This window comes from Isoalcanivorax indicus, assembly GCF_003259185.1.
GTDB lineage: Bacteria > Pseudomonadota > Gammaproteobacteria > Pseudomonadales > Alcanivoracaceae > Isoalcanivorax > Isoalcanivorax indicus.
In genome coordinates, this window is the sequence record NZ_QGMP01000006.1 from 1 (window position 1) to 12,518 (window position 12,518).

Sequence of the window (12,518 nt, forward strand, 5' to 3'; positions counted from 1 at the left end):
AACAACTTCCAGCCTGCACGCTACGGGGTGCAAGACAAGCAGTTGGCACAGAGCTGAGGCCTCGGGGAGGGGGACTCCCTTCCAGAAGTGTGTGAGGCAGGAAGCCGAACGCAAGCCCCCAGGGACGGGTTCACGGCGGCTTCTGGAAGGGAGTCCCCCTCCCCGAGGCCGGACTACGGAGTGCGAGCATCTCAATGCGACCGCCTCAACAAACCCCGTTTAACGGGACTTTACACCTGAAAGGAAACCGAACAGGGTGAAGCACCGTCAAAGCAGCATCTTCACAACTCGTCACACGCAAGAGGACCGAACATGAAAGCCAGGAAGTATTCCGCTGTTCTGCTGTTGTCCGCCGCCGTTGCTGCCCCCGTCACCCCGGCGCTGGCCGATCCTGTGAGCACCCTGCCCGGCCGCGACAACGCCTTTTCCTATACCTACCTGCAAGGCGGCGTGGATATCGGCAACCTGCGTAACCCCCGCGCCGATGCCGACACGGTGTACGTCGAAGGCAGCTACGCCCTTGACCCGAACCTGCATGTGCGCGGTGGCCTCGGTTACTACGACGGTGATGTCCGGCGTGGCAGTGGCAATATTTACGGCCATCGCATCTCGGCGGGGGTCGGTTTCAATACCCTGCTCCAGGACGGCCTCGACTTCGTGGCCTCCGGTGATGTGGTGCAGGTGCGGCAGAAGTCCGGTGGCAGCAGCGCCACCGATACCGGTGTAGACCTGCGCGGCGGCGTGCGCCACCGCACCACAGACCGCCTGCAACTGGCCGGCGGCGCCTTCCACGAGAATATCGACCGCAGTGACACCGGCCTGTATGGCGAAGCCCTGTTCAATGTCCAGCAGAATCTGGATGTGGGCGCTCGCGTTCAGGTGGGCGATGACATCGGCACCTTCGGTCTGTTCGGGCGTTACAATTTCTGAGGCGCTATACTCCCGGTTTTGATGACAGAACCGGGAGACAAGCATGGCCCAGGCGGCTGCCCAGCACGAGCACGTCAGCGTCGTCCAGCAGGATGGCGTGATGGAAATCCGTATTCAGCGTCCTGATCGCAAGAATGCCCTGACCCACGGCATGTACGATGCCCTGACCGCCGCGCTGATCGCGGCGGATACCGACCCGGCCGTACGTGTGGCGCTGATTGCCGGTACCGACGACTGCTTTACCGCCGGCAACGACATGGTGGAATTCCTGCAAAACCCGCCAACCGGTGATGACAGCCCGGTGATGCGCTTTCTTGCCCAGTTGCTGAATCAGGAAAAGCCGTTGATCGCGGCGGTGAATGGCCCGGCCGTTGGGGTGGGCACCACGATGCTGCTGCATTGCGATCTGGTGTACTGCGCGCGCAGCGCCCGGTTGCAGATGCCGTTCGTGAGTCTGGGGCTGTGCCCCGAGGCGGGCGCCAGCATGTTGCTGCCGATGATCATGGGCCACCCGCGTGCGGCGGAGCTGCTGATGCTGGCCGAGCCGTTTTCCGGTGAAGAGGCCGTGGCGCTGGGGCTGGCCAATGCGGTGTTCGAGGATGCTGATTATCTGGCCGAGGCGCGGCAGCGGGCGCGTCGGCTGGCGGCGCAGCCGCCCGCATCGGTGCGCCTCACCAAGGCGTTCATGCGTGCGCCCACGCGCGAGGCCGTGGCGGCCCACATGAAGCTGGAAGGGGATAACTTTCTGGCGCGGCTGAGCTCGGCGGAGGCGCGTGAGGCCATGACGGCCTTCATGGAAAAGCGCAAGCCGGATTTCAGCCGCTTCAGCTAGATGCCCTGGTCGGGGGGCACGGCGCCGGTCGTGGCTTCCCGCCAGGCCCGCCAGGCGGCACCCGGGTCCTGCTCCGGGTCCTGCCAGGCGGCCAGTGCCTCATTCAGTGCAGGCAGCGCGATGCGGTGGCTGTTGCTGGACAGGTAGATGTCGCCATCCGTGCCGCTGTTGTCTTCCGCGTCGCGTGTCAGTGCCGCCAGGGCATCGCGGCGCGCTTCGCTATGCATCAGTGCCTGCCGCAGTGCGCCCGGGAGCCGGGTCGGGTCGGGCGCCGGGCGCGGTTGCACCAGGGCGCTGAGGTCCTCCAGCAGCAGGGCGCTGATGGCGTCCAGGTAGGCGCGGCGACGGTAGCCGGGGCGCTCATGCTCGGGTTTCTGATGATCCGGCAGTGCCTCGCCAACGGTGAGGCCGGCGGTGCTGCGCGGGGCATCCGGCAGGCCGAACAGCAACAGTTCAAGCACCTGGAAGCCGACGCTCACCTCTGCCGGGTCGGTCATGTCCTGCTGGGCCAGCAGGCTGTCGATGTCCAGGGATACGGTGACGTCGTAGACGATGCCGCTTTCCGGCCAGTCCGGCATGGCGTCCACATAGCCGGGCAGGATCGGCCATGGATCGGTGCGGGCCAGGTGCACCTGGAGGGTCGGGTCGAGGGCGGCGCGTGTTGCCAGCAGGGGCCAGGCGCGGTTGTAGCTCTCGTACAGCAGTGCCCAGGCGTTGCGGGCGGCATCCAGGGCGCCCTCGTCGGGTTCGGGTTCACTCAGCAGGGCGCGCACCGCCTCGCGGAACCCCGGCGCGGCGACCACCAGCTTGCGCAGCCATGGCGCCGCTTCTTCTTCCCAGGCTGATACCAGCGCGGCGCTTTGCTCGGTCGGCACCTTGGCCGGCTGTTCGATGAGTGTGTCTGTGGTATCAGCAGGCTCGCGGTCACAACCCGCGAGCATGGTCAGCAGCAGAATGCCCAGTGCAGTGTGGCGTAACATCTTGTCCCCCTTCCCCCGAAACTGCGCGACACGATTCAGTCGCGCAGGGTGATCTCTGGCCAGCCACGGCTGGCGGCTTCTGCCGACAAGGCCGGGTCCGGGTCCACCACCACCGGGTGATCCACCAGACTCAGCAACGGCAGGTCGTTGCGAGAATCGCTGTAGAACCAGCTTCCCGCCAGATCATGCCCGGTTTGTGCCAGCCAGGCACGTAACCGGGTCACTTTGCCGTCACGAAAGCAGGGGGTGCCGCTGAAATTGCCGGTATAGCGGCCATCGCGCATTTCAGCGCTGGTGGCGATCAGGTGTTCCACGCCCAGGGCCTCGGCGATGGGGGCGGTGACGAAGTCGTTGGTGGCGGTGATGATGACCAGTGTGTGGCCCTGTTTGCGGTGCTTGTCCAGCAGCGCCCTGGCGGCGGGCAGCATGATCGGGGCGACTTCGTCACGCATGAAGTCGTCGCGCCAGCGCAGCAGATCCTCGGTGGTGTGTTCGGCCAGCACACCGAGGGCGAAACGCAGGTAGGCGCCGATGTCGAGCTTGCCGGCCAGATAGTCGTCATAAAAGGCATCGTTGGCCGCCTTGTAGCCCTCGGCGTCGATGATGCCGCGCGCCACCAGATAATCGCCCCACAGGTGATCCGAATCACCGGCAATCAGCGTGTTATCGAGATCAAACAGGGCAAGGGTCATCGGGCGCTCTCCACGGCGGCAGGTCTGGGATTCGGGCTGCGCAAGCATACCAGAGCGAGGTCATCGGGCCGAACACAGATGAGCAGAGCAGGCCGCGAGTGTGCTTTAATTACACGGCAACCCGGCAGGCAGGACGATGACAGGCATTATTGATGAACAGGGCTTCCGGTTGAACGTCGGTATCATTCTGGTCGGCGCCGGAGGCCGCGTTTTCTGGGGTCGCCGTGTAGGTAACCGGGACGCCTGGCAGTTTCCCCAGGGCGGCATGATGCCGGGCGAGACGCCCGAGCAGACGCTGTACCGTGAGCTGGAAGAAGAGGTCGGGCTGACCGAGGCCGACGTCGAACTGCTGGGCAGTACCGAAGGCTGGCTCAGCTACCGGTTGCCGCGTCGCTTTCTGCGCCGCCGCCGGGATGACGACTCGCCCCTGTGCATCGGGCAGCGGCAGAAATGGTTCCTGCTGCGCCTGACGGCAGACGAGGAACGTATTGACCTGGCGCGCAGTGGCACGCCGGAGTTCCAGTCCTGGCGCTGGGTGAACTACTGGTACCCGATTCGCAAGGTGGTGCATTTCAAGCGCGGGGTCTATGCCCGCGCCCTGAAGGAACTGGCGCCGGTGATGCGCCGTGAGCGCCATACCGAAAGCCCCTCGTTGAGGTCCTGACTGCATGCTCGACACCCTCAGACGCATCGTCCAGGAGGTCAACAGCGCCCCGGACCTGAAAACCGCCCTCGACCTGATGGCGCGCCGGGTGCGTGATGCCATGGGCACCGAAGTGTGCTCCATCTATCTGCTCGACAGCAGTGGCCACCGTTACGTTCTGATGGCCTCGGAAGGTCTGAAGAAGGAGGCGGTTGGCCGCGTCAGTCTGGGGGTGGCCGAGGGGCTGATTGGCCAGGTCGGTCTGCGCGAAGAACCGATCAACCTGGAAGACGCCTTCGCCCACCCGAAATTCCTCTACCTGGCCGAAACCGGCGAGGATCCCTTCCATGCGTTCCTCGGCGTGCCGGTGATGCACCACGGTCGGGTGCTGGGCGTGCTGGTGGTGCAGCAACGTGATGCGCGCCGTTTCGACCAGAGTGAAGAGGCTTTTCTGGTCACTATTTCGGCGCAACTTTCGGCCGTGGTGGCCCATGCCCGCGCCACCGGTGCGCTCGGCAGTCTGGACACCAATGAACCCACGGCGCGCTTCTATGATGGCGTCGCCGGTTGCCCCGGGGCCGCCATCGGCACCGGGGTGTTGCTGTTTCCGCCTGCGGATCTGGCCAGTGTGCCGGACCGGGAAGCCGCCGATATCGATGCGGAAGTCAGCCAGCTTGAATCGGCGCTTATTCGCGTGCGTTCGGACGTGCGTGCATTGGGTGAGCGTGCCAGGGGGCGTCTGGGGCCGGAAGAGCAGGCGCTGTTTGAAGTGTATCTGCGCATGCTCGACAAGCACGCGCTGGCCGGTGAAATCATTGCCAGAATCCGCGAGGGGCACTGGGCCCAGGGCGCCCTGCGTATCGTCATCGATGAGCATATCCGCAACTTCGAGATGATGGACGACGCTTATCTGCGCGAGCGGGCGGCGGATGTGCGTGACCTGGGTCGTCGGGTGCTGGCGGAGTTGCAGAGCCGCAACCGGCGCGAGATCACCTTTGCCGAGAACACCATCCTGCTGGGGGATGAGATCACCACCACCATGCTGATGGAGGTGCCCCAGGAACGTATCAAGGGGATTGCCACCAGTCAGGGGTCACGCAACTCGCACATGGCGATTGTCGCCCGGGCCATGGGTATTCCCACGGTGGTCGGCATTCATGGTCTGCCGGTCAAGCAGATGGACGGCCGTGAACTGATTGTCGATGGTTTCCGCGGGCGGCTGATTTCCGACGCCACCCCGGAACTGAAGCACCAGTTCGAAGAAATCATCGCCGAAGAAAAGGATCTGCTGGCCGGGCTGGAAAAACTGCGCGAGCAGCCCGCAGAGACGGAAGACGGGGTGCGCATCCAGGTGCAGGTGAACACCGGCCTGATGACGGATATCTCCCGCTCGCTGGAGCGCGGTGCCGAGGGGGTGGGGCTGTACCGCACGGAAATCCCCTTCATGGTGCGCGACCGGTTTCCGTCGGAAGAAGAGCAATGCCGCATTTACCGGGAACAGTTGCAGGCGTTTGCGCCGCATCCGGTGACCATGCGCACGCTGGATATCGGTGGCGACAAGGCATTGCCCTATTTCCCTATTCAGGAAGAAAACCCGTTCCTCGGCTGGCGCGGTATTCGCGTCACCCTGGATCACCCGGAAATCTTCATGGTGCAGGTGCGTGCCATGCTGAGGGCCAGCGAAGGTCTGGATAACCTGCGCATCATGTTGCCGATGGTGACATCGGTATTCGAGGCGGAGGAAGCCCAGCATCTGATTCACCGGGCCTGGCTGGAGGTGCGTGACGAGGGGGCGGATGTTCCGATGCCGCCAGTGGGCGTCATGATCGAGGTGCCGGCGGCGGTCTATCAGGCGCGGGCACTGGCCCAGCGGGTCGATTTCCTGTCGGTGGGCACCAATGACCTGACGCAGTATCTGCTGGCGGTGGACCGCAACAATCGCCAGGTGGCCAGCCTGTACAACTCCTATCACCCCGCTGTGCTGCACGCGCTGGTGCACGTTGTGGAGGCGGCGCGGGAGGAGAAGAAGCCGGTCTCGGTGTGCGGTGAGATGGCCGGTGAGCCTGGTTCGGCGCTGATCCTCATGGCCATGGGCTTCTCGGCACTGTCCATGAACGCCTCGAACCTGCTCAAGGTGAAGGCGGCGATCCGTCGGGTGAAGATTACGTTTGCCCGCAAATTGCTCAATGAAGTGCTGGCCATGGATAACGGCGAGGTCATTTCCGCCTATGTGGACCTGCAGATGGAAAAGGCCGGACTTGGAGACCTGTTGCAGCACCGTCGCGCGAAGCTGGGTTGAGTGCAAACGCCCGGGGGGGCATTGACCATGCCGACTGCGCCAACCGCACGGTCGGGTATTCAGTCCATCCGGGTGTGTCGTTATGATGCGCCGCTGAATTGATACAGGGACACCCTTGCCATGCAGAATGTTGTCGCCATTCCCGCCAACCCGGCGCTGGTCAACAGCACCGAAGACTTCCTTCACGCCATGGATCATGGCAAACCGGCCGCCGAGCTGTTCATCACCATGGTGGATCGCCTGACCGATCGCATGCTGGGGCTGTTCCTGCTCGAACCGGCGCAGATGACTGAGCTCTCCGGCGGCCAGCGCAAGATCATCGATTTCGCCGTGTCCACGGCCAGCAAGGCGTCCAGCATGCTGACCCGGCAGATCTACAAGAAAGTCACGAATGCCGAGTTCGCACCGATCGCCAAGAATGTACGCGCCATGTACTGGTCTGCCGGCGACGACAATGGCCAGCATGCGGCCATCGCCTTCCCGGTGAGCGCCTCCTTTGCAGAGGAATTTCGCCGGGCGGCCGATGCAGCGGAAAGCGGGCGTGGCACCGCAGAAGTGCCATTGATCTCGAAGGTCATGGATCAGCTGACCGACGAAATTCTGGACAATGTCTTTCTCGCCCAGACGCGCGAAGTGAAGATCGGCTTCGTCACCCAGAAGGCCCTGAACGTGGGCGTCGAGGGCAGCCGGAAAGCGATCCACGCGGTTAACCACAAGGTGCTGCGAGGCCTGAGCGATGACGAGCTGAAGGGTTTCATGGGCCACTACAGCCAGATTGTCACCACACGCTGACCGGGCGATCCGCCCGGGGTTACTCCAGGCTGCTGCGCGGCGCCCCGTCCGGGGTGCCGTGGGCAGTCCATGACTGCTCGATCATTTCCGGCGTGCCTTCCTGCCCCAGTCGCACCACCGAACTGGCTCGGGTGCCATAGTGCTCGGATTCGATGAAGATCGGTGCCACCAGGCGCTCCAGTTCCATCCCCACGCCGGTATCCGGCAGCCAGTGATCGTCCGGCGTCCAGTGGTCGTGCAGCAGTTGCAGCATGTGGCTGGGATGCGCTTCACCCTGGCCCAATGCGGCCAGCTTTTCCTTGCCGCGGGTGACCTTCGGCCAGGGAGTATCCAGCAATCCATTGCTCAGCCCATGCACGCCCGGCGTCACGGCCTGGGGCGCCGCCCCGCGATTGCTGACGTACCAGAGCTGGTCGCGGGTACCCACCAGCAGGTTGAAGGGGCCGTAATCATCCTGTTGTGCCGAGATGGCATTGCACCAGGCCTCGGGGGCGATGTCGCTGTGCAGGAAGCCGAGGGGGAGTTCGCCCCGGGATTTGCGGCCCCGAGAGTGATCCTCGATGGGCTCGCGGAAATTGGTCACTGCCGCAAAGCGGCCATGGCGTGTGACGCCAAGCCAGGTGCCGCCAGCAGCCAGATCACGCCCGCAGAAGACGCCGTCCTCGCGCCAGCGGGCGGGCTCGGCCGGGCGCCGGTGAAACTCGTCCCGGTTGGCGGCGACCAGCAGTGGATAGCGGGGGTGGGCCTGCCAGGCAAACAGCACAATGCACATGAATCGGGGCACCTTTGACCGGAATCGGCATGCTAGGATAGCACCCTCGGAATCCGGAGGTGGCGGTTGCAGATCGAGTTGTTGCCCCTGTACGTGTTGATCGGTGCCCTGTCAGGGGTACTTGGCGGTGCGCTGGGGCTGGGGGGCGGTATTGTTGTGGTGCCCATGTTGCTGCTGATCTTCCACCTGCGCGAGATCGATCCGCTGGTGATGACGCAGCTGGCCGTGGCCACGTCACTGGCGACCATCATCGTGACCTCGATCGGCGCCGTGCGGGCCCACCACCAGCGCGGCAACATGCGCTGGCCACTGGTCTGGCGGCTGGCGACGGGCGTGGCGGTCGGGGCCTTTGCCGGTGCCTTTGTGGCGGACTGGCTGTCCGGCCCGCGGCTGGCGCAACTGTTCGGGCTGTTTGCAGTGATCCTGTCGGTGCAGATGGTCCTCAACAGCCTGCGCAAGGTGGTGCTGGACGCGCCGGAACGTCTGCCCGGCACCCCGGGCCTGACCCTGGCGGGCAGCGTCATCGGGCTGGTGTCCTCCATGTTCGGTATCGGCGGCGGCTCGCTTACGGTGCCGTTCCTGAACGCCTGCCGGGTGCGCATGCAGCAGGCGGTGGCGGTGTCCTCGGCCTGTGGCTTGCCGATTGCCCTGGCCGGGTGTGTGGGGTTCATCATCGCGGGCTGGGACAATCCGGCGTTACCGGCGGGCAGTCTGGGCTATGTCTATCTGCCCGCTGCTATCGGTATCGGCATCGCCAGCTACCCCATGGCCCGAGTCGGTGCAACGCTGGCGCACCGGCTGCCGGCGACGACCCTGAAGCGGATTTTCGCCGGGGTCCTGTTTATCATCGGGCTGCGTCTCGCGCTGGGCTGAGAAGGAAGCACTATGCAATATCCGCAGATTGATCCGGTCGCCATTTCTCTGGGCCCCCTGCAGGTCCACTGGTATGGGTTGACCTACCTGTTCGGGTTCATCGCTGCCTGGTGGCTGTGCACGTTGCGTGCACGGCGTACGGATAACAACTGGACAGCACAACAGGTCAGTGATCTGGTCTTTTATGGTGCCGTTGGCGTGATTCTCGGCGGGCGCCTGGGCTATACGCTGTTCTATAACTTCTCCGGTTTTCTGGCTGATCCGCTGTCCCTGGTGCGTATCTGGCAGGGTGGCATGTCGTTCCATGGCGGCATGATCGGTGTGTTGCTGGCGTTCGGGCTCTTTGCCCATCGCAGCGGCAAACGCTATTTCGAGGTGGCGGATTTCAGCGTGCCGGTGATCCCCCTGGGGCTGGCAGCGGGCCGTATCGGCAACTTCATCAATGGCGAGTTGTGGGGGCGAGCCAGCGACCTGCCCTGGGCGATGGTGTTCCCCAATGACCCGTTGCAGATTACCCGCCACCCCTCGCAGCTGTATCAGGCCATGCTGGAAGGGCTGCTGCTGTTTGCGGTGCTCTGGCTCTACTCGTCGCGGCCCAGGCCCATGGTGGCGGTAACCGGGTTGTTCGGCGCCGGCTATGGCGTTTGCCGGATCCTCGCCGAGTTCTTCCGTGAGCCGGATGCCCATATCGGCTTCATCGCCTTCGACTGGCTGACCATGGGTCAACTGCTGAGCGTGCCGATGGTTATCGCGGGTGTGGCCATGATGATCTGGGCTTACCGCCACCCGACCTGGCCGCAACCGGCCACCGCCCCCGCCGCCCCCGCGCCGGACAAGCGCCGCAAGAAAAAAGGAGCTGCGCGTAAATGAAGCAATATCTTGATCTGCTGCGCCATGTGCGTGATCACGGTGTGGAAAAGAGCGACCGCACCGGCACCGGTACCCGTGCCGTATTCGGCTATCAGATGCGCTTTGATCTGGCGCAGGGATTCCCGGTGCTGACCACCAAGAAGCTGCACCTGAAATCCATTATTCACGAACTGCTGTGGTTCCTGTCCGGCGAAACCAATATCCGTTATCTGAAGGACAACGGCGTCTCGATCTGGGACGAATGGGCCACGGAAGATGGCGAACTGGGCCCGGTTTATGGCGAACAGTGGCGCAGCTGGAAAACCCATGATGGTCGAGTCATCGACCAGATCAGCGAGGTGCTGGCCGAAATTCGCCGCAATCCAGATTCGCGTCGTCTGGTGGTGTCCGCCTGGAACCCGGCGGTGCTGCCCGACCCGACCCTGCCGCCGGACGAGAACGCGGCACTGGGTCGCCAGGCGCTGCCGCCCTGTCATTGCCTGTTCCAGTTCTATGTGGCCGACGGCAAGTTGTCCTGCCAGCTGTATCAGCGCAGCGGCGATATTTTCCTGGGCGTGCCCTTCAATATCGCCTCCTACAGCCTGCTGACATTGATGATGGCGCAGGTTTGCGATCTGCAACCGGGCGAGTTCGTTCACACCCTGGGCGATGCCCATCTCTACAGCAATCATATGCAACAGACCGAACTGCAACTGAGCCGTGCGCCCCGCGCATTGCCGACGCTGCGCATCAATCCGGCGGTCAAGGACCTGTTCGCGTTCTGTTTCGAGGATTTCGAATTGCTGGACTATGACCCGCACCCGCATATCAAGGCGCCGGTGGCCATATGAGCGATCTGGATCAACCCCTGTCCCTGTCCCTGATGGTGGCGCGTGCTGCCAACGGCTGTATCGGCCGGGACAACAAGCTGCCCTGGTACCTGCCCAACGACCTGAAATATTTCAAACAGGTCACCACTGGCAAGCCGATCATCATGGGCCGCAAGACCTGGGAATCCCTGCGCGGGCCCTTGCCGGGGCGCACCAATATCGTGATCACCCGGCAGCCGGATTATGCAGCCGACGGCGCGCGCGTGGTGCCATCACTGGAGGCGGCGATCCACCTGGCGGAGCAGGTGGCGCTGATTGATGGGGCCAGTGAGGCGGTGATCATCGGCGGCGCCGAGATTTACGCGCTGGCCTTGCCCAAGGTCGATCGCCTGTACGTGACCGAGGTGCATGCCGACGTGAGCGGCGATGCCTTCTTCCCCGACTATCCCCGCGACGTCTGGCTGGAGGTCGGCCGCGAGGATTTCACGGCCCAGCCGCCCAATGAATATGACTACAGCTTTGTGGTCTATGCCCGCCGTGCCTGATGTTGACGCCTAGCTTCCGCCCGGCGTCATCAGGCAGAAGTAGCGGAAGACGATAATGTTCAGCAGGCAACTGATCAGGCTGGTGACCACCGCCAGGCCGACGCTGCCCATGGCGTGGTCCCCGAACAGGCCGGTGAACAGGATGCCGCTGATCTGGAACAGCACGATGACCAGCATGAATACCAGCGCAACGGCGCCCAGTATTTGCCACTGGTCTGCGCGGGTACGCTCGAACGAGGTGCGCAGGGCCCGCAAGGGCGTTTGCTGTTCGAGCACGGCGATGTAGGGGGCCTGACAGAGGCGCGCGTACAGCCAGGCGCCCGGGAAGATGAACAGCAACAGCCCGGCGTAAACGCCAATCCCCAGAATCAGATAGGTCACCAGCAGAACCGGTGCTGCCCGCAGGCTGAACATCAGGGACTCTGCGAGGGACCGCGTCTGGCCCATGTGGATGGCGGCCATCTGCGCCATGATGGCGCCTTCTGCGAACGGGCGCAGCAGCAGGATAAGCAGGGCAGACAGTTCGTTGACACGGATACCCTCTTCGTCCGCCTGCAGGGCGGCGCCGAGCGTGCCCTGCACCAGCTCACTGGCCAGTGCAAAGGGCAGCGTTACCAGCAGCAGGGCCGGGATATTGCGCCACCAGAAGCGCAGGGTTTCCTGAATTCGTTGGCCAATCATGGGTGTCCTTGGAGCGGCTTGGCGACAGGCGCAGGATTATAGCGCGCCTGTGCGCACACGTCTTACCACCAGTATTTGCCCCAGTTTTCCGGGTTGGCCCAGAAGCGCGGATTGTTCCAGTTGCGGCGGAAGTTGTAGGTGTCCAGTTCGTAGCTGTACAGGATCATGCTGCGCTCGCCTTGCTCGAACACGGCGTCGCGGCGCAGGCCCATGCCGATAAAGTCGTTGCGTTGCCAGCGCAGTGTCTCGGGCGCCAGTTCGGGGCGATAGGTGACCACCATGCTGTCGGTATGCAGGTTGCGCAGCAGGCCGAGCAGTTCCTCGCCGCGGTGGCGCTCCATATATTCCAGTTGGTCAGCGACCAGCACCAGATCAAAGCGGCCCAGGCCGGCGAGATCAGGCATGGGATCGGTCTTGCTGATGTGTTGGTGCTGCACGCCATGGTCGGCGCACCACTGTTCTGCCAGGGGGACCGGGTTAAGACTCAGGGTCAGCAGTGTAGTGGGCTGGTGGCCGTCGAGAATGGCGGCCAGATGGTGTTGCGGGCTATCCGTCGTGGGGACGGTGGTTTCTGCTTGGCTCATGTCTTGAGTGTAGCCTGCCGGGGTTTTTCTCGCGAGTCTGGTGGGGTGTTTTCCATTCTGTTTTTTGTGGTGGTTATGGCCCTCGGGGGGCGGGTAAGGGTTTTCTGGACACGCTGCAAGTACGTCCCTGTAAGCTCTCGTTCGGCATCCATGCCTCTCGAAGGTCCAGAAAACCCTTACCCGCCCCCCGAGGGCCGTCACGCGCAGCCCGGTTAA

General features: G+C 63.7%; 14 protein-coding genes. 9 read left to right on the forward strand and 5 right to left on the reverse strand.

Going from position 1 to position 12,518, the window contains the following annotated elements:
* Positions 1-312: 312 nt before the first annotated feature.
* Positions 313-930 (forward strand): outer membrane beta-barrel protein, encoded by a 618-nt coding sequence (locus DKW65_RS15620; RefSeq protein WP_111658366.1) that lies wholly within the window; start codon positions 313-315, stop codon positions 928-930.
* Between the two features lie 43 nt (positions 931-973).
* A complete protein-coding gene (locus DKW65_RS15625; RefSeq protein WP_111658367.1) occupies positions 974-1,762 on the forward strand; it encodes an enoyl-CoA hydratase in 789 nt (262 codons plus the stop codon).
* Here DKW65_RS15625 and DKW65_RS15630 read toward each other — a convergent pair.
* On the reverse strand, positions 1,759-2,742 hold the full coding sequence (locus DKW65_RS15630) for an imelysin family protein (RefSeq protein WP_111658368.1): 984 nt from the start codon (positions 2,740-2,742) through the stop codon (positions 1,759-1,761). The two genes, DKW65_RS15625 and DKW65_RS15630, sit on opposite strands and share 4 nt — an antisense overlap.
* 35 nt (positions 2,743-2,777) lie before the next feature.
* Entirely contained in the window at positions 2,778-3,434 is a 657-nt protein-coding gene (locus DKW65_RS15635) for a histidinol-phosphatase (protein WP_111658369.1), read from the reverse strand.
* 136 nt (positions 3,435-3,570) lie between these two features.
* Here DKW65_RS15635 and DKW65_RS15640 point away from each other — a divergent pair, with 136 nt between their 5' ends.
* From DKW65_RS15640 to DKW65_RS15650, 3 genes are all read left to right on the forward strand, one after another.
* Positions 3,571-4,098 (forward strand): RNA pyrophosphohydrolase, encoded by a 528-nt coding sequence (locus tag DKW65_RS15640; RefSeq protein ID WP_111658370.1) that lies wholly within the window; start codon positions 3,571-3,573, stop codon positions 4,096-4,098.
* A 4-nt stretch (positions 4,099-4,102) separates the two neighbouring features.
* Positions 4,103-6,376 (forward strand): phosphoenolpyruvate--protein phosphotransferase, encoded by a 2,274-nt coding sequence (ptsP, locus tag DKW65_RS15645; protein WP_111658371.1) that lies wholly within the window; start codon positions 4,103-4,105, stop codon positions 6,374-6,376.
* Between the two features lie 120 nt (positions 6,377-6,496).
* Positions 6,497-7,168 (forward strand): hypothetical protein, encoded by a 672-nt coding sequence (locus DKW65_RS15650; protein WP_111658372.1) that lies wholly within the window; start codon positions 6,497-6,499, stop codon positions 7,166-7,168.
* Positions 7,169-7,187: 19 nt separating this feature from the next.
* On the opposite strand, the gene DKW65_RS15655 is transcribed toward DKW65_RS15650, so the two are convergent.
* Positions 7,188-7,940 carry an NRDE family protein gene (locus tag DKW65_RS15655; RefSeq protein WP_111658373.1) on the reverse strand — a complete coding sequence of 251 codons (753 nt, stop codon included), beginning with the start codon at positions 7,938-7,940 and terminating at the stop codon, positions 7,188-7,190.
* Positions 7,941-8,006: 66 nt separating this feature from the next.
* Here DKW65_RS15655 and DKW65_RS15660 point away from each other — a divergent pair, with 66 nt between their 5' ends.
* The 4 genes from DKW65_RS15660 to DKW65_RS15675 are packed head-to-tail and all read left to right on the forward strand — an operon-like array spanning position 8,007 to position 11,037.
* Positions 8,007-8,813: a sulfite exporter TauE/SafE family protein gene (locus DKW65_RS15660; RefSeq protein ID WP_211315823.1), complete on the forward strand. Its 807-nt coding sequence runs from the start codon at positions 8,007-8,009 to the stop codon at positions 8,811-8,813.
* 12 nt (positions 8,814-8,825) lie between these two features.
* Positions 8,826-9,683, forward strand: coding sequence for a prolipoprotein diacylglyceryl transferase (lgt, locus tag DKW65_RS15665; protein ID WP_111658374.1), 858 nt, complete (start codon positions 8,826-8,828; stop codon positions 9,681-9,683).
* A complete protein-coding gene (locus DKW65_RS15670; protein WP_111658375.1) occupies positions 9,680-10,513 on the forward strand; it encodes a thymidylate synthase in 834 nt (277 codons plus the stop codon). The genes lgt and DKW65_RS15670 overlap by 4 nt, the downstream gene beginning before the upstream one ends.
* Positions 10,510-11,037: a dihydrofolate reductase gene (locus tag DKW65_RS15675; protein ID WP_245932539.1), complete on the forward strand. Its 528-nt coding sequence runs from the start codon at positions 10,510-10,512 to the stop codon at positions 11,035-11,037. Before DKW65_RS15670 ends, DKW65_RS15675 begins: the two co-directional genes overlap by 4 nt.
* Before the next feature lie 9 nt (positions 11,038-11,046).
* On the opposite strand, the gene DKW65_RS15680 is transcribed toward DKW65_RS15675, so the two are convergent.
* Positions 11,047-11,718 carry a glycerophosphoryl diester phosphodiesterase membrane domain-containing protein gene (locus DKW65_RS15680; RefSeq protein WP_111658376.1) on the reverse strand — a complete coding sequence of 224 codons (672 nt, stop codon included), beginning with the start codon at positions 11,716-11,718 and terminating at the stop codon, positions 11,047-11,049.
* 62 nt (positions 11,719-11,780) lie between these two features.
* On the reverse strand, positions 11,781-12,302 hold the full coding sequence (locus DKW65_RS15685; RefSeq protein ID WP_111658377.1) for a DUF6231 family protein: 522 nt from the start codon (positions 12,300-12,302) through the stop codon (positions 11,781-11,783).
* Between the last annotated feature and the right edge of the window lie 216 nt (positions 12,303-12,518).

Excerpts from the sequence above, each read along its gene's own strand:
- DKW65_RS15620 (WP_111658366.1), top strand. The coding sequence starts at position 313 with ATGAAAGCCAGGAAGTATTCCGCTGTTCTGCTGTTGTCCGCCGCCGTT.
- DKW65_RS15625 (WP_111658367.1), top strand. The coding sequence starts at position 974 with ATGGCCCAGGCGGCTGCCCAGCACGAGCACGTCAGCGTCGTCCAGCAG.
- DKW65_RS15630 (WP_111658368.1), bottom strand. The coding sequence starts at position 2,742 with ATGTTACGCCACACTGCACTGGGCATTCTGCTGCTGACCATGCTCGCG.
- DKW65_RS15635 (WP_111658369.1), bottom strand. The coding sequence starts at position 3,434 with ATGACCCTTGCCCTGTTTGATCTCGATAACACGCTGATTGCCGGTGAT.
- DKW65_RS15640 (WP_111658370.1), top strand. The coding sequence starts at position 3,571 with ATGACAGGCATTATTGATGAACAGGGCTTCCGGTTGAACGTCGGTATC.
- ptsP (WP_111658371.1), top strand. The coding sequence starts at position 4,103 with ATGCTCGACACCCTCAGACGCATCGTCCAGGAGGTCAACAGCGCCCCG.
- DKW65_RS15650 (WP_111658372.1), top strand. The coding sequence starts at position 6,497 with ATGCAGAATGTTGTCGCCATTCCCGCCAACCCGGCGCTGGTCAACAGC.
- DKW65_RS15655 (WP_111658373.1), bottom strand. The coding sequence starts at position 7,940 with ATGTGCATTGTGCTGTTTGCCTGGCAGGCCCACCCCCGCTATCCACTG.
- lgt (WP_111658374.1), top strand. The coding sequence starts at position 8,826 with ATGCAATATCCGCAGATTGATCCGGTCGCCATTTCTCTGGGCCCCCTG.
- DKW65_RS15670 (WP_111658375.1), top strand. The coding sequence starts at position 9,680 with ATGAAGCAATATCTTGATCTGCTGCGCCATGTGCGTGATCACGGTGTG.
- DKW65_RS15675 (WP_245932539.1), top strand. The coding sequence starts at position 10,510 with ATGAGCGATCTGGATCAACCCCTGTCCCTGTCCCTGATGGTGGCGCGT.
- DKW65_RS15680 (WP_111658376.1), bottom strand. The coding sequence starts at position 11,718 with ATGATTGGCCAACGAATTCAGGAAACCCTGCGCTTCTGGTGGCGCAAT.
- DKW65_RS15685 (WP_111658377.1), bottom strand. The coding sequence starts at position 12,302 with ATGAGCCAAGCAGAAACCACCGTCCCCACGACGGATAGCCCGCAACAC.